Genomic DNA, 19,180 nt, shown 5'->3' with positions numbered 1-19,180 from the left:
GCGGAGATGCATAGCATCGACGTGGCAATCTCAGAAATTTTATATTACTTCATGAAATTGCCACGCTCCTTATAGTCGCCCGCAATGACGTTTTTTGATTTAAGCGATGACTCTCTTAACTTCGCAAGCCTTAGAAATCTTGCAAAAGCAAAAATTATTGAATCTACAAAACCGTCAAAACCAAATACAAAATAGCGTCTAATAAAAAATGCTTTATAAAACCACCATATCATTTCTGTTGTTAAACGAAAATTTGAAAGCTTTTTTCCTTGCTTAACTAAATCTTTTGCTTGCTCGTTAGAATAAAAATTTGCTTTAGTGACCAACTGCTCAATTGAAGTACCCGAATAATGATAAGCAACTTCATTTAATAGATAAATTTTACCTGCAAAATCAACATCCTTATTAAATATTACCGAATCATGAGTAGTACTATTTACGGTATTTGCAAAGCTTGCAAATTTTTTATTATACAACCGAGTACATTTATTACATGGAGCAAACATTCGTGGCTTTTGGTCATTACGATGCATTATTAACAGCTTTATTTGATAAGCTAAATAACGCTCTTGATTATGAGAGGCAAAAATATACTCTATTTCGTCTTGTAACTCTTTAGACAACTCCTCATCGGCATCAATATTAAGAACCCAATCATTTACGCAAAGGCTTTCGGCAAAAGATTTCTGTCCTACATAACCAAGCCACGGTTTTATTACTACCTTTGCTCCTAATTTTTCAGCTATTGCTACCGTATCATCAGTACTTTCACTATCGACTACTATCACCTCATCAGTAATATTTTTTACGCTATTTATAGCTCGTGCTACCCTTGTGGATTCATTTTTGGTAATAATAAATGCTGAGATTTTTTCAGTTAATGACTTATGCATAATACGTATACATTCTAAGAATTTTTACAACTTTTTCTTGTTTATAAACTTCATAAACCAACCTATGTTGAATATTAATTCTTCTTGAATAGCAACCGCTAAAGTCACCAACAAGCTTTTCATATGGAGGGTAAATTTTCCAAGGATCAGTACTAACTATGTTTAATAAAACTTCTACTTTATTCTTTAAACCGGCTTGCACTATTTTCTTAGCATCTTTTTGTGCTTGTATAGTATAACGAATTATATACATTTATAAACAATTACCAATTTAATTTATCGCTACACTTTGCTATAGACTCTGCTCGTCCTTCAATTATAGACTTATGCATATTTGGAATAGATAATAAATATAAAGTTTCTTCCATATTATGATAGTCTTCTTCTGAAATTATCACTACATTATTTCTTTTACCTTTAATATAAACAGGTTTGTGCACATCAGAAACATAATCTATAAGTTTATAAAGCTTACTTCTTGCTTCGCTTGTATTATATATTTCCATTATTTTTTCCTTATAGTTAGTGAGACTTAATATTAATAACGTACTATAAACAGTACGTTTTGTCAAGGTTATATTCCTACTATCACCCTAAACACCAGCTTAACTACATAAGTTAAAAGAAATGTGGATAATAATCCGCTAAGCCATAGGATAATAAACCATTGCCACCCTTTGAGACAAGAGGTTATTGTTTTAAATTTTTTAATATATCGGATGATGAGATGATTTGCCACGGAATATATAATAACAATAGAATGTGTAGCCAAGTATGACAGGTAGGAATATCCCAGCCCCTATCAACAGTAAAGACTGTGACTCCGGTGCTGCTGCTGCAGTTTCAAGCGTAACTTTATAAGGAACGATATATGGCCATATGCTTATCGCGAGCCCTAAATATCCTAATAAAAATAACAAGATCGTATAAATAAACGGCTTTACTTCTTTTTTCTGCTTAACGGCTTTAATTAACTTGATAAATATTAAAGCAGTTACAATAGGTACAATAGATAAATAGTAAATATTAGGTACACTAAACCAACGATGCTTTATGTGGTTATTTAAGAAAGGAACCCATAAGCTTACAAGCCCCATAAAAAGTGCAACGTAAAATAAAATATATAAAGCAGATTTATAAGCCCAATCTTGTGTTGTCTTTTCTGTTTTCAGAATAAGCCAAGTAGCACCCAAGAGTGCATAACCGAATATTAATGCTATCCCCGTCATAACGGAAAAGGGAGTAAGAAAATCAAAGCTCCCTCCTGCAAATTCTCGTCCTTCTATCTCTATTCCTTGGACAAACGTACCAAGCATTAAACCTTGACAAAAAACAGTAATCATAGAACCGAAATGAAAAGCGTAGTCCCAAATATAACGATGACCTATATGAGCCTTAAAACGGAATTCAAAAGCTACACCACGAAATATTAGACCGAGTAACATCAATATAATAGGAATATATAAAGCCGGCATTAATAGCGAATATGCCAACGGGAAAGCCGCAAATAAACCACCGCCGCCAAGTACTAACCAAGTTTCGTTACCGCCCCAAAAAGGAGCAATAGAATTGATCATTTTATGACGGCAATCATCGGTAGGTGCAAACGGAAATAAGATTCCTACTCCTAAATCAAAACCGTCTAATAAAACATATAAACAAATAGCGGTAGCTACAAGCCCACCCCAAACAAGCGGTAAATCCATATTAAGATGCAACATTTAACATAAGCTTATTACTTTTCTAATAATGGGTTATTCAAACCACTCTCTCCGTACATTTCTTTATTATCTATCACTTCTATACCTTTCTTTATCAAATGCATTATATAATATATACCCGCTCCGAAAATGATCACATACACTACTATAAAAGCAATTAGAGAAATAAATACATATTTGCCGAGTACCGGTGATACCGTATCCACGGTTTTTAAAATATTATATACTATATAAGGTTGTCTACCTACCTCGGTTACGAACCAACCGGCAAGTACTGCAATAAAACCTGAAGGTGACATTAATATATACCAATATTGAAACCAATGCGTAGTATATAATCTTTTCTTCAAGTAAAGATATAACCCCACAATACCTGTAAATACCATTAAGCAACCGATTCCTACCATAATACGAAAGCTAAAAAATACTACTGCAACCGGCGGACGCTCTTCTTTTGTCCATTCTTTTAATCCTTTCACTTCACCATCTAAACTATGCGTTAAGATTAAACTACTAGCATAAGGTATTTCTACAGCATATTTTGTTTTTTCTTCTTCCCCGTCAGGAAAGCCGATAAGATTAAAAGCGGCTCCTTTGTCTGTATTCCAAATACCTTCCATAGCCGAGACCTTGACCGGCTGATATTTAAGAGTATTTAAAGCATGCAAATCACCAATAACTATTTGAATCGGTGCAACGATTAACGCCATTAACACCGCCATAAAAAGCATAATTTTAGCATGCTCTTTATAACGATTATTTAGTAAATAAAAGCTAGCTACACCACCGATAACAAAAGAAGTAGTTAAATAAGCCGCCGTAATCATATGGAAAAAGCGATATGGGAAAGAAGGGTTAAAGATAATTTCTAGCTCATTTAAAGGATAAAAGAATCCTTCGCCTCGCAGTTCAAAACCAGCAGGCGTATGCATCCAGCTACTAGCTGCAAGTATCCAAAAAGCTGAGATTACAGTACCAACAGCAACTATTAACGTAGAAATAAAATGTACTTTTTTACTGACTTTATTAAAGCCAAATAACATTATACCTAAAAAAGAAGATTCGAGGAAAAAGGCAGTAAATACTTCAAAACCAAGAAGCGGACCAAGGACATTTCCAACCTTATCTGAAAAATTCGACCAGTTAGTACCGAATTGATAAGACATTACAACACCCGAAACTACTCCCATACCGAAAGTAACGGCAAAAATCTTCACCCAAAATTTGTATATTTCTTGATAAACCGGCTTTTTGGTTTTCAACCATAACCCTTCAATTACCGCCAAAAAGCTTGCAAGCCCTATAGTAAAAGCAGGGAATATTATATGAAAACTTATGGTAAAAGCAAATTGAATCCTTGATAATAATCCTTGATCAAATTCCATATTTAAGCTGCTGTTTTAAGATAATAAGCTTTGTGACAATAACAATATACTCCCAGTGTAATAACGTATACTTAATACATGAGTACCACAGTACTTATAGGACGACGACGTAGCCAATTTTTCAAATTAAGCGAGTATACAGTATTTGATTTAATCATCCACCTTTGCTATTATTAAATTCTATCTGATTAGTTTTAACAAATTTCCCTTTTTCGGAGTTCCAATTATAATGAACATTTACTATTCTTACTTCTGTAACATTAATATCACCATTGGGCAATTGCGTTACATCATACCCTTTTCGGATAGAATCCGTAATTAATAAACTTGCTTGACAAATATATTTTACATCACAGAACGGAGAATCGTCTTTCTTAGACTGTTCTTGTTCTTCTAAAAAATTATTAGATAATTCTTTTTCTTGCATTTCTAATGATGTTGAAGTTATTTTCTGAATTTTGTAGCATTATTTAAGGTAAGAAGCAAGGCTTGTTTATTATTTTTCCACAGATTTAATATTTTTAGGTATATTTTAAAATAATTAAATTAAAATATGCTCCAAAATAACACGAATTAATATATTATTTTAAAATCGAGGTACATTATCGTGATACAATACCCTACTTTATCTAAATCAACATTTAGCTTAAGTATTTATTTTTTAAAATTCGATAAAGTTAAAATGACTTTATTGACTGTAATTTGTATTTTACTCGGTATGATTCCGGCGATCGATAGTATATTACTTCAGAAAATCATTGATTTAATAGAATCTTTCAGCGATAAGAACACTAATAATCTTTTATCTTCTATGGTTTACTGGGCAGTATTTTATGCTCTTTGGTGGGAGAGTATTAATATAGCATATCGTTCATATGATTATTTGTATCTCAAGACTATGCCCGTAATAAAAGGGAAAATACTAAATGAACTTTATAATTACACCCAATATCATAGCCATAAATTCTTTCAGGATAATCTAGCAGGACATATTAGCAATCGTATTACCGAAACTGCAAGATCGTTTGAGATGATTATTTCAATATTCGGTGAAAAAATTCTTCGTAAACTCGCTATTATTGTATTTGCATTAATTGCTTTATATTCAGTACATTACGTTTTTGCTACAATATTTATTTTATGGATTACAGTTTTTTTAGGACTTAGTGTTCTTTTCTCCAATAAAATCAATAAATACTCATTAAATTATGCTAGAAGCCAATCTTTTGTTGCCGGTAGTATCGTAGATGCAATTAGCAACATTAATGCGGTTAGAATGTTTACAGCCCATAAATTTGAACGTCAACATCTCGAAACAAGAGTAGAAAATGCCGTAGCCGATGAGCAGACTATGCAATTCTTTATGTTCAAATTGCGTTATGCTCTTGGGACTTCTTGTTCAATAATGATTTTTATAATGATTTATTATTTATCTAAACTTCGTAGTGAATTATCTATAAGCATAGGTGATTGCGTATTAGTACTAACATTATGTATAAATGTAGCAGACGATATTTGGGATTTAACGCAAGAAATCGGTGATATGTTCGAGCAGGTTGGGGCATTTAATCAAGGCTTATCTTTAATGGCACCGCATATTATAACTGATATTGCAAACGCTACTCCATTAGGTATCAAAGAAGGGGTTATTGAATTTAGAAATGTTACATTTAATTATCATCATAATAACAATCTATTTTATAATAAATCGGTATTAATACCGAGTAAACAAAAAGTAGGACTAGTTGGATTTTCAGGTTCAGGGAAAACCACTTTTATTAGTTTACTCACGAGGTTACATGATATAGAAGAAGGAATGATTTTAATAGATAATCAAAATATTAAAAACGTAACTCAAGATTCTTTAAGAAAAGCCATTAGCCTTATACCTCAAGAACCAGTGCTTTTTCATCGTACCATTTTGGACAATATCAGATACGGGAAAAAAGAAGCTACTCTTGAGGAGGTTATAGAAGCAGCAAAAGCTGCACATATTCATGATGTTATCGATAATCTACCGGACGGTTACGATACTATGTGCGGTGAACGGGGGAATAACTTATCAGGCGGTCAACGTCAAAGAATTATCATAGCAAGAGCCATCTTAAAAAATGCTCCTATTTTAATTCTCGATGAAGCAACAAGTAGCTTAGATAGTGAAACGGAAAGCCTGATTCAAGAGTCAATGGATTATTTAATGCAAAATAAAACCGTGATAGTCATTGCCCACAGATTATCTACTTTACTCAATATGGATAGAATTTTAGTTTTTGAAAAGGGAAGTATAATCGATGACGGTAACCATGCAGAATTACTAAAAAATAGTAAGCTATATCAAAAATTATGGAACTCTCAAGTTAAAGGGTTAATAGTGTGAGGAGGTATTACCCATGTTTTATGTCATTCCTGCAAAAGCAGGAATGACATAAANCCAGCCTCAACCTTTAAACTAAATCATTATGAGCCACTATTTCTCCTGTTGCTTCAACTTGAAGTAGTCTGCACTCTGTCATTGCTTTTATTGCACTCTCAGGTAATTCTATCTTATCTGTAGCGTTACTATCAATAATATCTTCAATTTTTAAAATGCATAAAAACTCTAAAGGCGGTATCAAGTTAGCTATCTTTTATCCTAATTCTATTAATGGTTGTTTTATAGAATCATCCGAATCCAAACTCATTTGATTTGAAAATATTATATAGTTCTAATAGGATTTTTATATACTCATCCTTAGAAACATTTTTTACAACCGGTCATATTGCTGCTTTCCATTGAACAAACGCAGCTAAATCTTTCTTGTCAATAGCCTTAATTTTCTTGTAATCATTCTTACGCAATATGGATTCAAGCGTTAAAAGAGCTTTCAGAGGTTCATAAATTGCTTCCTTGTCACAGACCATTTGACTGTCAGAATCGAGTATATTCGATTAGCACCATATTGTAACAATACTTTTACCATATCTGTACTCTGCTTACTATCATTAAATTCTCTAGTTAGGTCTACTAAACTTTTAAATGCGGTTTTTCATATTAGCACCATAAGCGAGCAATTTAGTTACCATGGCTATATTTAGGTATAGGACGTACATATTTCTAAATCAGTCATATTGTCACCTGTTACGTAATTAGGACCCACACCATTTTTAATTAGAAATGCTGCCATATCAAAATGTTAAACTGTTAGGGCAGTGTGAAAAACGGTCATACCGCTGTTGTGATCAAGGATTATATTTGCACCTTTTGCAAGTAGAAACCTTACTATCCCTTTCTGATTATTATGACACGCAAAATATAAAAAAGATTTAGCCTCACCTTCCAATGTATATACTTCTGTATTTGGATCAATATTTAAAGCGGTTAACATACTATAAACTCAATCATAATCACCTTGACAAATTGCTTTAACTTATAGCAGTGTCAGAAGATCTTGCTATTTTATCTACAGTACAGTATGCCATATTGTACACACTAGAAATATTTGTATTTGGATCTTCAATCAAAGCTTTGAATTCTTTGACAAAACTTTTTCTAAAAAATTCATATCTTTTTATTTTATATATATTATTAAATCCCATATTTTCTTCTATATCTTTACTGCTTAATATCTCATGAAATTTATTTCTAATTATATCATCGATTATCAAGTATTTCCCTTAATGATCCAATTGATAGTATTTTGTATCGTACAGAAAAAAAATCATTTTATCAACCAATAGTTGATTTATTAGTAAGCAATCAATAAACTAAAATATTATATTAAATATTGTCATATGCTGTTATAATCACTTTTTTAGCCACTAATATTTAAACAATGAAACTATCTGATTTTGACTTTGATTTACCAAGCGAACTGATCGCACAATATCCATCTAGTGAACGTGATAACTCAGATTTACTAATTGCTGTTACGCCGCCTATTAAAACCAAATTCTACAACATAATAGATTACTTAAAAGAAGGGGACTTATTAGTCTTTAATAATAGTAAGGTAATAAAAGCAAAGTTAAATTTGGGGAAAAATATTACAATAAATTTGAATCAAAAATTATCAGATGATAGTTGGTCAGCTTTTGCTAAACCAACTCGAAAGCTTCATATAAATGATGAATTTTATTTTGATAATCATAAGGTAATTATTACCGAAAAACTTGCAATGGGTGAGATTAAAGTAAAATTTGAGCTTAATGATATTTCTGTATTCGAGTTCTTAAATAAATACGGTGAGATGCCGCTACCGGTTTATATTAGGCGTTCACACTCATTATGTCATCCCGTGGCTACGACCACGGGATCCAAAACATATTTAAATAATGACTGGATACCGTGGTCAAACCACGGGATGACAAACACTCAAAACGACAACGACCGCTATCAAACTGTCTATAGCCAAATAGAAGGTTCAGTTGCAGCACCGACAGCAGGCTTGCATTTTACAAAGGATATACTTGATAAGCTTAAGGCAGAAGGCATACAAGCCACATTTTTAACATTACATGTGGGAGCTGGAACTTTTTTACCTGTAAAAACCGAAAATATTCATGAACATAAAATGCATACCGAATATTACTCTATTACTCCTGACACTGCTGAAATTATTAATAAAGCAAAGCAAGAAGGGAAACGTATTATCGCAGTCGGCACTACAACACTTAGAACACTTGAGAGTTCTTGCAATAACGGCATCATAAAAGCAGGTAGCTTTAAAACCGATATTTTCATAACCCCAGGTTTTAAATTTCAAACAGCCGATATGCTACTTACTAATTTCCATTTTCCTAAATCTACTTTATTTATGCTTATATGTGCTTTTGCCGGATTTAAAGAGATGCATGAATTATATAAATATGCTATAAAAGAAGCAATGCGTTTTTTTAGCTACGGCGATGCAACGCTTTTATGTAGGAAATGATAATCACAACCGTCATTGCGAGCAACTAAAAGGAGCGTGGCAATCTAGCAAAAATAACAAAAAATGCTAAAGGTTAGCATTTTTCACTGGATCCCGTGGTCAAACCACGGGATAACAGAGGTGAAATTGATCCACGCAACAAAGCCTTCCTGCTTTTAGCTAGGAACGACATTTTAGAAAAAACCTATAACAAACTAGATAAAAAATATTTTGGATGATTAAATCCTCTACTTCATTAATACAAGATTCAAAACAAACTGCTTTACGAGAAGAATTAAAACAGCTGGCAGCAGCACTTAATAAGCCTAAAAGTTTATTCAAATTCTTTAATCAAAACAACTTAGAAAGCGGAATTTATTTATACGGTCCGGTGGGCAGCGGTAAAACTATGCTCATGAATTCTTTTTGTGAAGAATTAACTACACCTAAAATAATAATACATTATCAGAACTTTATGCAGGAAATTCATAAATCTATGCATAAATTACAAACAGCAAATCAAAAAGATATCATCCCTAAAATTGCTAAAAACTATACTAAACAAACTAAAGTGTTATGTATAGATGAGTTTGAAATTAACGATATTACTGATGCAATGATAATCGGTAGATTATTTAATGAATTAATAAAGCAAAATATTTTTATTTTTATAACTTCTAACACGAGTCCCAATAATCTGTACAAAGACGGATTACAACGAGAATCTTTCTTACCTTTTATAAAGATAATCAATAATACATTTTATGTTAAATATCTAGATAATCAACATGATTATCGATTTGATAAAGCGTTAAGAGTTAAAGAGGCAAGGATAATGTATCCTTTAACTTTAGAAAACCAAAATAAACTTGAAAAAATTATCACGGATATTAGTGATAATAATCTTGCTCCTCAAAATATACAGGTTCTAGGTAGAGAAATATCCTTTCAAAAAGTGCATAAAAGAATATTAGTAACAGATTATAATGAATTATTTACAAGAGGCTTAAGCTATATCGATTATGTTAATATTTGCCAAAATTTTAACGTTATTATAGTGGGGAACGTTCATACTATCGATGCTAACGATACAAATACAGCCGTTAGATTTATCAACTTTATCGATAATGCCTATTTCTATAAAATACTCTTATTTATGAGCCTAGAAAATAACCCAAATAAAATATATCAAGGTTCAGCACGAGCCGCAGAATTTAAACGCACTATTTCAAGACTAAATGAAATGAATAGCGAATCTTATTTATTAAATAATGATTTTAAGAATTAACTTCAATTTTCGCTAAAAAAGCTCTTTAATTACTAATTAAAATTTATTTACAGATGACCTCTAAGAAACTTAATAAATTCATCAATATTGATCTTTATATTGTCTTCTAAATGCTCTTCTGTTGTCTGATGATCTACATAAAAAGGATAATAATCGCATGACATATAATTTGCCATTCTTTTATAAAAACTTCTAGAGGGAGTTGTACCGTGATCAATCTCTACTACCGTGCATTTTGGAACCGCAAAAATAAAGTTAGCAAATCCTGATCCGTGCGATCCAACTATTATTTTTGCTTTATTAAAAAGCTGGGCCTGTTCATACGAGAAGGATAGCGCTAGATATATTACTTTCAAACCGGATCTCTCAATTTTTTCTATTAATTCCTCTTCATTAACTATTTTTCGGGTAGAAGCGTATTTACAAGAAATATATATTTTATCGTATGCTTTACTATTATCTTTAATAAAAATATTTCTTAAATCTTTTTTTAACCATAAAGGCAAAGGTGTACCTTTTACCGGAATAAACGGTACAGATGGAACAATTAGTCTAGTAGCTTGGAATTATACAGTCACTATTTACTACAAAAAGCTTATCTTCCAGTATATTTAAATAATTTAATACTATTTCTAATGACTTAATTTGCCATGAATATTTTAAATTATTAATATAGGTACGATCATATTCAAGAGCTGATTCTTTTAATATAATTAATCTAGGCAAAATTTGTAGCAGCCAATGATACCAATTTTCAGAACCAAAAGATAAAATTACTGCTAATTTTCCATTAAAATATAAAGGATTTTCAGTATTAATATCTCGTTTTTTAATAAACGATGTTGATCACCTAAGCTTGTTTGAATATCTTGTAGAATATAACCTTCTTGAGTTAAAATTCCACCTTCATTAATTACTGTGATGTGGTAACTCTAAAATAAATTGACCAGTATTTTTTTTCTTTAAATAGCTTTTTAATTTCTATGTTAGATTTTAGCGATTCTATGGAAATAAATTGATGTTTATCCTTTAATGCGTAAGCATTACTAATATAGAGAAAGGTAAAAATTATGAATATAAAATATCCTCATAAAGAGAAAGAAAGATAATTAAAAACTTGCATTGCAAGCTTGGCAGCGACTTACTCTCCCATGCCTTATAACATAGTACCATTAGCGCTATGAGGTTTCACATTCGAGTTCGGGATGGGATCGTGTGTTTCACTCATGCTATAACCACCAAGCTAGCAATACAAATTTTTAAAAAGATAGATTTGTATTATAGTTTACTGTTCATGTTGTTGCACGACTCAAAAAAATTCTCAACATCATATCTTAACTTTTACTACGATACTCAGCAAAATAATTTTCGCTGGATATCGTAGCAGGGCTACAGTATAACATTAGTTATGCAATAACATTTTTATTAGTTGATAAAACTATTTAACCTGATAACTTTGTGAGTAGATACTACACTCTTATAACATTAACACTATATGCATATGTAATCTCACAGCAAAGTAAATCAATCGAGCTATTAGTATCGGTTAGCTACACACATTACTGTGCTTCCACACCCGACCTATCAACGTGGTGGTCTTCCACGGCTCTAATGGGGAAGTCTAGTTTTGAGGTGGGTTTCCTGCTTAGATGCATTCAGCAGTTATCCCTTCCGTACTTAGCTACCCAGCTGTGCCGTTGGCACGACAACTGGTCCACCAGGGGTACGTCCACCTCGGTCCTCTCGTACTAAAGGCAGATCCTCTCAAACTTCCTACACCCACGGCAGATAGGGACCGAACTGTCTCACGACGTTCTAAACCCAGCTCRCGTACCACTTTAAWYGGCGAACAGCCRWACCCTTGGGACCTWCTYCAGCCCCAGGATGTGATGAGCCGACATCGAGGTGCCAAACGATTTCGTCGCTATGGACGCTTGGAAATCATCAGCCTGTTATCCCCGGAGTACCTTTTATTCGTTGAGCGATGGCCCTTCCACTCGGGACCACCGGATCACTATGACCGACTTTCGTCTCTGCTCGTCTTGTCAGACTTGCAGTCAGGCTAGCTTATGCCATTGCACTCTAAAAGTTGATTTCCGACCAACCTGAGCTAACCATCGCGCGCCTCCGTTACTCTTTGGGAGGCGACCGCCCCAGTCAAACTACCCACCATGCATTGTCTCGGATCCTGATTCAAGGATCTCGGTTAGATGTCAAGCACCAAAAGGGTGGTATCTCAAGGATGACTCCACAAAGGCTGACGCCTTCGCTTCATAGTCTCCCACCTATCCTGCACATCTGATTCCTAACACCAGTGCAAAGCTATAGTAAAGGTTCACGGGGTCTTTCCGTCTGACCGCGGGAACTCCGCATCTTCACGGAGAATTCAATTTCGCTGAGTCGATACTGGAGACAGTGGGGAAATCGTTACGCCATTCGTGCGGGTCGGAACTTACCCGACAAGGAATTTCGCTACCTTAGGACCGTCATAGTTACGGCCGCCGTTCACTGGGACTTCAATTCAGAGCTTGCACCCCTCCTTTTAATCTTCCAGCACTGGGCAGGCGTCAGACCCTATACATCGTCTATTGACTTTGCAGAGCCCTGTGTTTTTAATAAACAGTCGCTACCCCCTAGCTTGTGCCACCTGCACATGGTTGCCCATATACAGGTCATCTTTCTTCCGAAGTTACAGATGCAATTTGCCTAGTTCCTTCAGCATCGTTCTCTCAAGCGCCTTGGTATACTCTACCTGTCCACCTGTGTCGGTTTCGGGTACGGTCTATAATGAAGGTGTTATTTCCTGGAAAATATTCACCGCACAATCAATCCAATAAGACTGTACAATTTACTATTTTCGTCACATCCTTCAGGTTCAGGAATATTAACCTGATTCCCATCGACTACGCCTTTCAGCCTCATCTTAGGGGCCGACTAACCTTGCGCAGATTAACTTTACGCAAGAACCCTTGGACTTTCGGCGAGAATGTTTCTCACATTCTTTATCGCTACTTATGTCAGCATTCTCACTTCCGATACCTCCAGCAAACCTTACGGTTGACCTTCGCAGGCTTACGGAACGCTCCGCTACCATTTATGCCAAATGCATAAACCCGCATCTTCGGTACATGACTTGAGCCCCGTTACATTGTTGGCGCAAGAAAACTTATTTAGACTAGTGAGCTATTACGCTTTCTTTAAATGATGGCTGCTTCTAAGCCAACATCCTAGTTGTTTTGGTCTTCTCACATCCTTTAACACTTAGTCATGATTTAGGGACCTTAGATGGCGGTCTGGGCTTTTTCCCTCTCGACTATGGACCTTAGCACCCATAGTCTGTCTGCTATGCTGTACTCATCGACATTCGGAGTTTGATTGAGTTTGGTAAGTCTGTGGGACCCCCTAGCTCATTCAGTGCTCTACCTTCGATGGTAATCGCTATAACGCTCTACCTAAATAGATTTCGCGGAGAACCAGCTATATCCGAGTTTGATTGGCCTTTCACCCCTAACCACAGCTCATCCCCTACTTTTTCAACAGTAGTGGGTTCGGTCCTTCAGTGGATTTTACTCCGCTTTCAACCTGGCCATGGCTAGATCACCCGGTTTCGGGTCTAATTCATCTAACTAAACGCCCTATTCAGACTCGCTTTCGCTACGCCTACACCTAACGGCTTAAGCTTGCTAGATAAACTAAGTCGCTGACCCATTATACAAAAGGTACGCCGTCACAAGACATATAAATACGCTTGCTCCGACTGCTTGTAAGCATTTGGTTTCAGATACTATTTCACTCCCCTTGTCGGGGTACTTTTCACCTTTCCCTCACGGTACTTGTTCACTATCGGTCACTAGAGAGTACTTAGGCTTAGAGGGTGGTCCCCCTATGTTCAAACAGGATTTCACGTGTCCCGCCTTACTCAAGGACTTCAAACTTTTTACCTATACGGGACTATCACCCTCTATGGTCAACCTTTCCATGTTGTTTTAGTTATTTTTTTGAAGCCACTGGCCTGGTCCGCGTTCGCTCGTCACTACTAACGGAGTCTCGGTTGATGTCCTTTCCTCCAGCTACTTAGATATTTCAGTTCGCTGGGTTTGCCTCATATAGCTATGTATTCACTATACAATACCTAATAAATTAGGTAGGTTTCCCTATTCGGAAATCTTCGGATCAAAGTTTATTCGCAACTCCCCGAAGCTTATCGCAGCGTATTACGTCCTTCATCGCCTTCTAGTGCCAAGGCATCCACCAAATGCTCTTATTATATTTACTTAATGCTTTTAACTTGAGATTACACAATGCATACAGAATTAATTTCACAATTATTTTTCTTATTTTCAGCATCTACTCACGATATAAATTTTTATTATCGCGGTGTATTTAGTTTTTAGCTTTACCAACTTTTTAAACAGCTACAAAGTTTTATGCTTCAAACTTTGTGTGATGTACTTTATATCTATATTTTTAAAGCTTGTCAAACACTAATTTCAAATAATTTTAATTTTATTTCTTATGAGAGGACTTAAAGTTATTTTAACCTCTTTTTAAGGTAGGCTTTATCGGCTTTTTGTTTAGATTTGTGGTCCCTAATTTTGTATCTACCTTACCGCCTAAATCTTCAAACAAAAATCTGCCTTTTTGTAAAATATGATTTACTGCTGTTATTTCTCCTTCTCTGTTTATCAAACTGCTTTGAGTTTTAACCCATAATAATTTACCGTCTTTTCTAAAGACTGGATTTTCATCAATTGCAAAATCTTTAGTTATATTTAAATTACCGTTCTTATCAAATTTACCTAAAATATTTTTCTGTAAATCAGCAAATACGGCATGAGCGTATAATTATTTCTTTTATTTGTTTTGGATCGTTTATATGTTCGCCGGCTTGGTTAATAAAGCCGCTAATTTCATATTGAGATGTTTTACCATGTGGAGTTTTTTTCACAAGAAATTGAGTTTCCGTAAGTAGCTGAGTTTGATCCTCTATTTCATCATCTACTATTATAATGCTATCAAAGCTTTGTTACCATATTAATTACTTTCCTTTTTAAAGAATAAATATCACTATTCTTTTCAAACTTTGAGGTAAACTCCTTAACGTCTCAATTATCATTAAACCTAACTTCTTTTTTATCTTTACCCATAATAATACTCTTATTTTAATACTGTATCTTTTAAAATATTTGTACCACGTAAAAATTCTTCTATATTCAAAGCTTTTTTACTCTCTTGCTGAAGTTTTTTCACTCGTAATATACCGCTTCCACAAGCTATTTCCAGCTTATCGCTAATAACAGTACCGGAAGTAAAGTGATGATCCGCATTTAAATATTCTGCTTCAAGGATTTTAATTATTTTATCATTATAACTAAAATATACTCCGGGCCAAGGATTCATACCCCTTATTTTACAATCTATTTCATATGCGGATTCATGCCAATTAATTTTTCCTTCTGCTTTAGTTAATTTATGAGCATACGTAACGCCGTCACTTGGCTGTGTTATTGGTACTATATTATCGATATTTGCAAGTGTTTTAATTAATAACTCCGCTCCGAGATTTGCACATTTGTTATGCAGTTCTTCCAATGTTATTCTTTCTTCTAAATCAAAATCTTCTTTCATCAATATATCACCTGTATCCAGCCCTGTATCCATACGCATAATACATACACTACTTTTCCGGTCACCCTCTATAATAGTACGCTGCAGAGGAGCCGCTCCTCTGTGCCGAGGCAAATCAGATGGATGGATATTAAGACAGCCGTATTTCTTAGCTTCTAATATAGCTTTCGGCACAATAAAACCATAGGCAATAACAACTATAATATCAGCATTAACTTTATTAATTAGATTTATTATTTCATCATTACGAAGAGTAGAAGGAGTATAAACAGGAATTTGATGCTCAAATGCTAATTGATGTATTGGAGATTTAGCTAAGTGAAGTCCTCTGCCCTTAGCTTTAGGTTGCTGTGTAAAAACAGCTTTAACTTCGTGATGAGTTATAAGTTTTTTAAGAGCGGGAACAGCGAATTCAGGCGTTCCCATAAAGATTACTTTCACACTATATTACTTTTGAGTTTCTTAAGCTTACGAAGTACTACATCTCGTTTTAAATTACTTAAATAATCAATCATAAGCTTACCTTCTAAATGATCATACTCATGCTGGATAACTCTTGCAAGCCAATCATTTGCTTTAAGCTCTTGCGATTTACCATGATAGTCTAAATACCTAATCTTTATAGATTCCGGTCTTGCCACCTCAATACGTTGCTCCGGTAATGAGATACAACCTTCGTTAGCCGTAACTAGCTCTTCTGCTTTTTCTATTATTTCAGGATTCACTATAAAAAGCGGATAAAAATCTTTTGGTCTTGCTACCGAATCATGATCTTGTATATCAATTACTAAAATACGTTTCAATACCCCTACTTGTACTGCTGCAAGCCCTGCACCGTCTTCATGGTACATAGTTTTAAGCATATCATCCATAAATTTTCGTGTTTGATCGGTAAACTCTAAAACCGGCTGAGATTTCTGCTTTAATCTTTCATCAGGTGCCGTTACTATCGGTAATATTGACATAATTAAATCTTAATATTTAATTTTAATATACCAAAAATCACCAAAATGTAAAGAAAGCAAACCGGCCTAATTCCGGCAATAGTTGCATAATAAACTCACCTATCTGCAATAATTTGTCGAATCAATAATATTTAGTAAAAAATAATAGCAAATATCAGATAACATGTTAATAAATAAGGTTTGCATAAAATTAAGGAGGAATAATAATGCATTGGGGTGATATTGAAGAAATGGCCGAACAACTCGAAGAACATTGTAGCGATCAGTATAATGAAAAAAAATTTCATTATTAAAGCTAGAGAAACTGATTAGAGATTTAAAGGACTTTGAAGATGGAGAGAAAAAAGTCGAAGAAGTTACATTAGAAGAAATTTTAGACAAATGGGAAGAATTACGTGAAGAAATTAGTGAAATCGATTAAGTAGCTTTTGAGTTATTTTCAGACATTTATAAATTAACTTTATAAAAATACATTATAATCAATAAAAATATAGCAACTGCCTGAAAAAAAACCCTTAAAGTCATTAACTTTGAACTAAATTTCTTATCAAACTTTCCTGCGATAGCCATCGATACTACCCCTATAATAAGAACCGCAACGGTTAAACCAATCGCAATTAATAACCACATCATAATTTATTACCAATATATCACTTTCCACACAAAGATTATATGCTTTTTCTCTTTTAAATCAATTATATAATATTTGAGATTTGATTAAAAAATTCACTAATTCTTCGTAAAAAATAATAATTCAAGGAACACAAATATCTAATTTATCAAATATAGATAATTCAACAATTACTTTAAAAGCAAAAGAGATATTAGGCTCTTGCATTCTTATTAATTTTTGCTCAAAAATATCTAAAAATACAAATAATTTAATTTTCTGCATGCAAGAACCTAGAGTATTTTGAGAAACCTCGTCCTATTGCTAAAATATTTATTAATGCTCACGGTGGAACATGACTTGCTCTGTGCAAATTTGCTTAAATTAAGCTTTCTGAGTTACACTATATATATTATCTATCAGTTTAACAAAAGCACCATTTCCTAAAACATTAGCACAAGTGATCACAGGATCAAATAAGATATAAAGAGCTGTAATCAGAGACATCATATTAGTATTAAAACCTAGATATTGTTCAAGTATAGGGCACATTACAATAATTCTACCACCTGGTATAACTGCTACTGAAAATTTTGCCAATACAAAATAAAAAGTAAAATAATTAAATAAAGTAGGTTCAGCTAATCCATAACTTTTTAGTATAGCATAAGCCAAAATCGATATGGCAAAACAATCGCCAACAAGATGAATATTGACTGTTATTGTTCAACGGTACGAGCGAGTGCTTTATTATTTGTATTATTTTCCGCTCCGATTATACTAAGTGGCATACTTATAACACTAGACATTGCACTAAATCCACTTATAGACGCTGGCATCATATTACTAAAGCTAGCTATGCATTCCTTAACTCGACAGTTACTTAAAATAAAATAAGCAAGAAAGATATAACCAAACTGAGCAAATACGATCGTCACAAAAATGAACATATAATCTTTAATAATTATATCTAATACTTCATCAAACTGTAGTTTTATGATAAAGCCCATTATAAATAAGGGCATTATATAGATCAACAATCGCAATATTTTTGCAACAAATACTTCTAACTTACAAGCCAATCCAATTGCAACTTCAGCATACAACTTTGAGGAAATAAAGCCTAAGATAATACTACTAAATACGATTTTATCATCAGAAATAATATTAGGAAAATTAAGCAACCATAAAGGCTTTAAACTATCATTTTCTATAGGAGAGATCATTGATAAAGCGAATTGATATGATGTATATACCTACATAATGACTTATGAAGGTAGAATAAACATTAGGACCCACATACTAGTAATAATATTAAGAAAACTATACGTGTTGCATCTTTGGCTAGCATTACAACAGATTTAAAAAGTGAACCAAAAATAATTAAAGGCAGAAAATCCAATTATAGAAATAGATAGACTTATTGAATACAATAACCTTTGTACTTCTAAAGTCATTAGTGGGTTTAACAATATGATAGCAAGTTCTTTTTTTTGGGGGGGTATTGTTAACTAAAAGCAGATCAATTAATAAATTAATGTCATTGCGAGGAAAATTACAAAGTAATTTGTACATCTGCAATCTCAGGAGTTTTATTATTTCATGAGATTGCCACGTAGCCTATGGCTGCTCACAAGGCATTGTTGCGTGGAGCAATTTCACCTCTGTCATCCCGTGGCTTGACCACGGGGTGACACAGTGGGTTTTACCGGTCCACGCAACAATACCTCCTCGCAATGATGACTTTAGGTATCTATGCAAAATGCTTTCTCAAGAATGACATCGAAAGCTTTTTAAGAGC

21 protein-coding genes, 2 rRNA genes and 3 pseudogenes are annotated in these 19,180 nt (G+C 33.8%); 5 read left to right on the top strand and 21 right to left on the bottom strand.

The genetic code is table 11. From position 1 onward, the window contains the following. Window positions 1–44: 44 nt before the first annotated feature. The 6 genes from BG75_RS02030 to BG75_RS02005 all read right to left on the bottom strand — a co-directional run bounded on the left by BG75_RS02030 (window position 45) and on the right by BG75_RS02005 (window position 4,426). A complete protein-coding gene (locus tag BG75_RS02030; RefSeq protein WP_062811260.1) occupies window positions 45–893 on the bottom strand; it encodes a glycosyltransferase family 2 protein in 849 nt (282 codons plus the stop codon). Next, window positions 886–1,146, bottom strand: coding sequence for a Txe/YoeB family addiction module toxin (locus BG75_RS02025; RefSeq protein ID WP_014364487.1), 261 nt, complete (start codon window positions 1,144–1,146; stop codon window positions 886–888). Before BG75_RS02025 ends, BG75_RS02030 begins: the two co-directional genes overlap by 8 nt. A 10-nt stretch (window positions 1,147–1,156) precedes the next feature. Beyond that, window positions 1,157–1,399, bottom strand: coding sequence for a type II toxin-antitoxin system Phd/YefM family antitoxin (locus BG75_RS02020; RefSeq protein WP_062811259.1), 243 nt, complete (start codon window positions 1,397–1,399; stop codon window positions 1,157–1,159). A 201-nt stretch (window positions 1,400–1,600) separates the two neighbouring features. Beyond that, a complete protein-coding gene (gene cydB / locus BG75_RS02015) occupies window positions 1,601–2,614 on the bottom strand; it encodes a cytochrome d ubiquinol oxidase subunit II (protein WP_062811258.1) in 1,014 nt (337 codons plus the stop codon). Window positions 2,615–2,628: 14 nt separating this feature from the next. Beyond that, a complete protein-coding gene (locus BG75_RS02010; protein WP_062811257.1) occupies window positions 2,629–3,999 on the bottom strand; it encodes a cytochrome ubiquinol oxidase subunit I in 1,371 nt (456 codons plus the stop codon). 154 nt (window positions 4,000–4,153) lie between these two features. Continuing rightward, window positions 4,154–4,426: a DUF2671 domain-containing protein gene (locus BG75_RS02005; RefSeq protein WP_062811256.1), complete on the bottom strand. Its 273-nt coding sequence runs from the start codon at window positions 4,424–4,426 to the stop codon at window positions 4,154–4,156. 180 nt (window positions 4,427–4,606) lie between these two features. On the opposite strand from BG75_RS02005, the gene BG75_RS02000 reads away from it, so the two are divergent. After that, the gene (locus tag BG75_RS02000) at window positions 4,607–6,376 is read left to right on the top strand and encodes an ABC transporter ATP-binding protein (protein ID WP_062811255.1); all 1,770 of its coding nucleotides are present in this window, start codon (window positions 4,607–4,609) and stop codon (window positions 6,374–6,376) included. Window positions 6,377–6,443: 67 nt separating this feature from the next. On the opposite strand, the gene BG75_RS08625 is transcribed toward BG75_RS02000, so the two are convergent. The 4 genes from BG75_RS08625 to BG75_RS01990 all read right to left on the bottom strand — a co-directional run bounded on the left by BG75_RS08625 (window position 6,444) and on the right by BG75_RS01990 (window position 7,644). Further along, the gene (locus tag BG75_RS08625) at window positions 6,444–6,614 is read right to left on the bottom strand and encodes a hypothetical protein (protein WP_196242468.1); all 171 of its coding nucleotides are present in this window, start codon (window positions 6,612–6,614) and stop codon (window positions 6,444–6,446) included. Between the two features lie 139 nt (window positions 6,615–6,753). Continuing rightward, the gene (locus tag BG75_RS09490; RefSeq protein ID WP_196242460.1) at window positions 6,754–6,900 is read right to left on the bottom strand and encodes a hypothetical protein; all 147 of its coding nucleotides are present in this window, start codon (window positions 6,898–6,900) and stop codon (window positions 6,754–6,756) included. Between the two features lie 272 nt (window positions 6,901–7,172). Then, entirely contained in the window at window positions 7,173–7,364 is a 192-nt protein-coding gene (locus tag BG75_RS09485; RefSeq protein WP_252903584.1) for a hypothetical protein, read from the bottom strand. Window positions 7,365–7,401: 37 nt separating this feature from the next. Then, complete coding sequence (locus tag BG75_RS01990; protein ID WP_252903583.1) at window positions 7,402–7,644, bottom strand: hypothetical protein; 243 nt, start codon at window positions 7,642–7,644, stop codon at window positions 7,402–7,404. Window positions 7,645–7,811: 167 nt separating this feature from the next. Between BG75_RS01990 and queA the strand changes: the two genes are divergently transcribed. Then, window positions 7,812–8,909 carry a tRNA preQ1(34) S-adenosylmethionine ribosyltransferase-isomerase QueA gene (queA, locus tag BG75_RS01985; protein ID WP_062811254.1) on the top strand — a complete coding sequence of 366 codons (1,098 nt, stop codon included), beginning with the start codon at window positions 7,812–7,814 and terminating at the stop codon, window positions 8,907–8,909. A 214-nt stretch (window positions 8,910–9,123) separates the two neighbouring features. Next, window positions 9,124–10,176: a cell division protein ZapE gene (gene zapE / locus BG75_RS01980; RefSeq protein WP_062811253.1), complete on the top strand. Its 1,053-nt coding sequence runs from the start codon at window positions 9,124–9,126 to the stop codon at window positions 10,174–10,176. Window positions 10,177–10,223: 47 nt separating this feature from the next. On the opposite strand, the gene BG75_RS01975 is transcribed toward zapE, so the two are convergent. The 7 genes and pseudogenes from BG75_RS01975 to def all read right to left on the bottom strand — a co-directional run bounded on the left by BG75_RS01975 (window position 10,224) and on the right by def (window position 16,769). Further along, the gene (locus BG75_RS01975; protein ID WP_252903582.1) at window positions 10,224–10,682 is read right to left on the bottom strand and encodes a glycosyltransferase family 61 protein; all 459 of its coding nucleotides are present in this window, start codon (window positions 10,680–10,682) and stop codon (window positions 10,224–10,226) included. 46 nt (window positions 10,683–10,728) lie between these two features. Continuing rightward, a complete protein-coding gene (locus BG75_RS09480; protein ID WP_252903581.1) occupies window positions 10,729–10,902 on the bottom strand; it encodes a hypothetical protein in 174 nt (57 codons plus the stop codon). Window positions 10,903–11,304: 402 nt separating this feature from the next. Then, a 5S ribosomal RNA gene (gene rrf, locus BG75_RS01970) occupies window positions 11,305–11,419 on the bottom strand. Window positions 11,420–11,691: 272 nt separating this feature from the next. Further along, a 23S ribosomal RNA gene (locus BG75_RS01965) occupies window positions 11,692–14,452 on the bottom strand. Window positions 14,453–14,712: 260 nt separating this feature from the next. Beyond that, window positions 14,713–15,124: pseudogene (locus BG75_RS01960) on the bottom strand (hypothetical protein). 209 nt (window positions 15,125–15,333) lie between these two features. Continuing rightward, a complete protein-coding gene (gene fmt, locus BG75_RS01955) occupies window positions 15,334–16,245 on the bottom strand; it encodes a methionyl-tRNA formyltransferase (RefSeq protein ID WP_062811251.1) in 912 nt (303 codons plus the stop codon). After that, window positions 16,242–16,769, bottom strand: coding sequence for a peptide deformylase (gene def, locus BG75_RS01950; protein WP_062811250.1), 528 nt, complete (start codon window positions 16,767–16,769; stop codon window positions 16,242–16,244). Before def ends, fmt begins: the two co-directional genes overlap by 4 nt. Before the next feature lie 206 nt (window positions 16,770–16,975). Here def and BG75_RS10510 point away from each other — a divergent pair. After that, window positions 16,976–17,190: pseudogene (locus tag BG75_RS10510) on the top strand (Fe-S cluster assembly protein IscX). Window positions 17,191–17,216: 26 nt separating this feature from the next. Here the strand turns inward: BG75_RS10510 and BG75_RS01940 are convergent. The 4 genes from BG75_RS01940 to BG75_RS07030 all read right to left on the bottom strand — a co-directional run bounded on the left by BG75_RS01940 (window position 17,217) and on the right by BG75_RS07030 (window position 18,605). Then, window positions 17,217–17,402, bottom strand: coding sequence for a twin transmembrane helix small protein (locus BG75_RS01940; protein ID WP_012262261.1), 186 nt, complete (start codon window positions 17,400–17,402; stop codon window positions 17,217–17,219). A 121-nt stretch (window positions 17,403–17,523) separates the two neighbouring features. Continuing rightward, a complete protein-coding gene (locus BG75_RS01935) occupies window positions 17,524–17,664 on the bottom strand; it encodes a hypothetical protein (RefSeq protein ID WP_062811249.1) in 141 nt (46 codons plus the stop codon). A 99-nt stretch (window positions 17,665–17,763) separates the two neighbouring features. Beyond that, the gene (locus tag BG75_RS01930) at window positions 17,764–18,054 is read right to left on the bottom strand and encodes a cation:dicarboxylate symporter family transporter (protein WP_062811248.1); all 291 of its coding nucleotides are present in this window, start codon (window positions 18,052–18,054) and stop codon (window positions 17,764–17,766) included. A 44-nt stretch (window positions 18,055–18,098) separates the two neighbouring features. Then, entirely contained in the window at window positions 18,099–18,605 is a 507-nt protein-coding gene (locus BG75_RS07030; protein WP_084777187.1) for a cation:dicarboxylate symporter family transporter, read from the bottom strand. A gap of 87 nt (window positions 18,606–18,692) precedes the next feature. Between BG75_RS07030 and BG75_RS10505 the strand changes: the two are divergent. Then, window positions 18,693–18,894 (top strand): annotated as a pseudogene (locus tag BG75_RS10505) (hypothetical protein). The last annotated feature ends 286 nt before the right edge of the window (window positions 18,895–19,180 follow it).

This window comes from Rickettsia endosymbiont of Proechinophthirus fluctus (assembly GCF_001602635.1).
In the GTDB taxonomy this organism is placed as follows: Bacteria; Pseudomonadota; Alphaproteobacteria; order Rickettsiales; family Rickettsiaceae; genus Rickettsia; species Rickettsia rickettsii.
Note: the sequence above shows the minus strand (reverse complement) of the source record. Positions and strands in the feature narration are given on the sequence as shown.

What these genes read in the sequence shown, in the direction of transcription:
- BG75_RS02010 (WP_062811257.1), bottom strand. Translation starts at nt 3,999, where the DNA reads ATGGAATTTGATCAAGGATTATTATCAAGGATTCAATTTGCTTTTACC.
- BG75_RS09485 (WP_252903584.1), bottom strand. Translation starts at nt 7,364, where the DNA reads ATGTTAACCGCTTTAAATATTGATCCAAATACAGAAGTATATACATTG.
- BG75_RS02005 (WP_062811256.1), bottom strand. Translation starts at nt 4,426, where the DNA reads ATGCAAGAAAAAGAATTATCTAATAATTTTTTAGAAGAACAAGAACAG.
- BG75_RS01935 (WP_062811249.1), bottom strand. Translation starts at nt 17,664, where the DNA reads ATGCAGAAAATTAAATTATTTGTATTTTTAGATATTTTTGAGCAAAAA.
- BG75_RS02025 (WP_014364487.1), bottom strand. Translation starts at nt 1,146, where the DNA reads ATGTATATAATTCGTTATACTATACAAGCACAAAAAGATGCTAAGAAA.
- queA (WP_062811254.1), top strand. Translation starts at nt 7,812, where the DNA reads ATGAAACTATCTGATTTTGACTTTGATTTACCAAGCGAACTGATCGCA.
- zapE (WP_062811253.1), top strand. Translation starts at nt 9,124, where the DNA reads ATGATTAAATCCTCTACTTCATTAATACAAGATTCAAAACAAACTGCT.
- cydB (WP_062811258.1), bottom strand. Translation starts at nt 2,614, where the DNA reads ATGTTGCATCTTAATATGGATTTACCGCTTGTTTGGGGTGGGCTTGTA.
- BG75_RS01940 (WP_012262261.1), bottom strand. Translation starts at nt 17,402, where the DNA reads ATGATGTGGTTATTAATTGCGATTGGTTTAACCGTTGCGGTTCTTATT.
- BG75_RS02030 (WP_062811260.1), bottom strand. Translation starts at nt 893, where the DNA reads ATGCATAAGTCATTAACTGAAAAAATCTCAGCATTTATTATTACCAAA.
- BG75_RS02020 (WP_062811259.1), bottom strand. Translation starts at nt 1,399, where the DNA reads ATGGAAATATATAATACAAGCGAAGCAAGAAGTAAGCTTTATAAACTT.
- BG75_RS07030 (WP_084777187.1), bottom strand. Translation starts at nt 18,605, where the DNA reads ATGATCTCTCCTATAGAAAATGATAGTTTAAAGCCTTTATGGTTGCTT.
- def (WP_062811250.1), bottom strand. Translation starts at nt 16,769, where the DNA reads ATGTCAATATTACCGATAGTAACGGCACCTGATGAAAGATTAAAGCAG.
- BG75_RS09490 (WP_196242460.1), bottom strand. Translation starts at nt 6,900, where the DNA reads ATGGTCTGTGACAAGGAAGCAATTTATGAACCTCTGAAAGCTCTTTTA.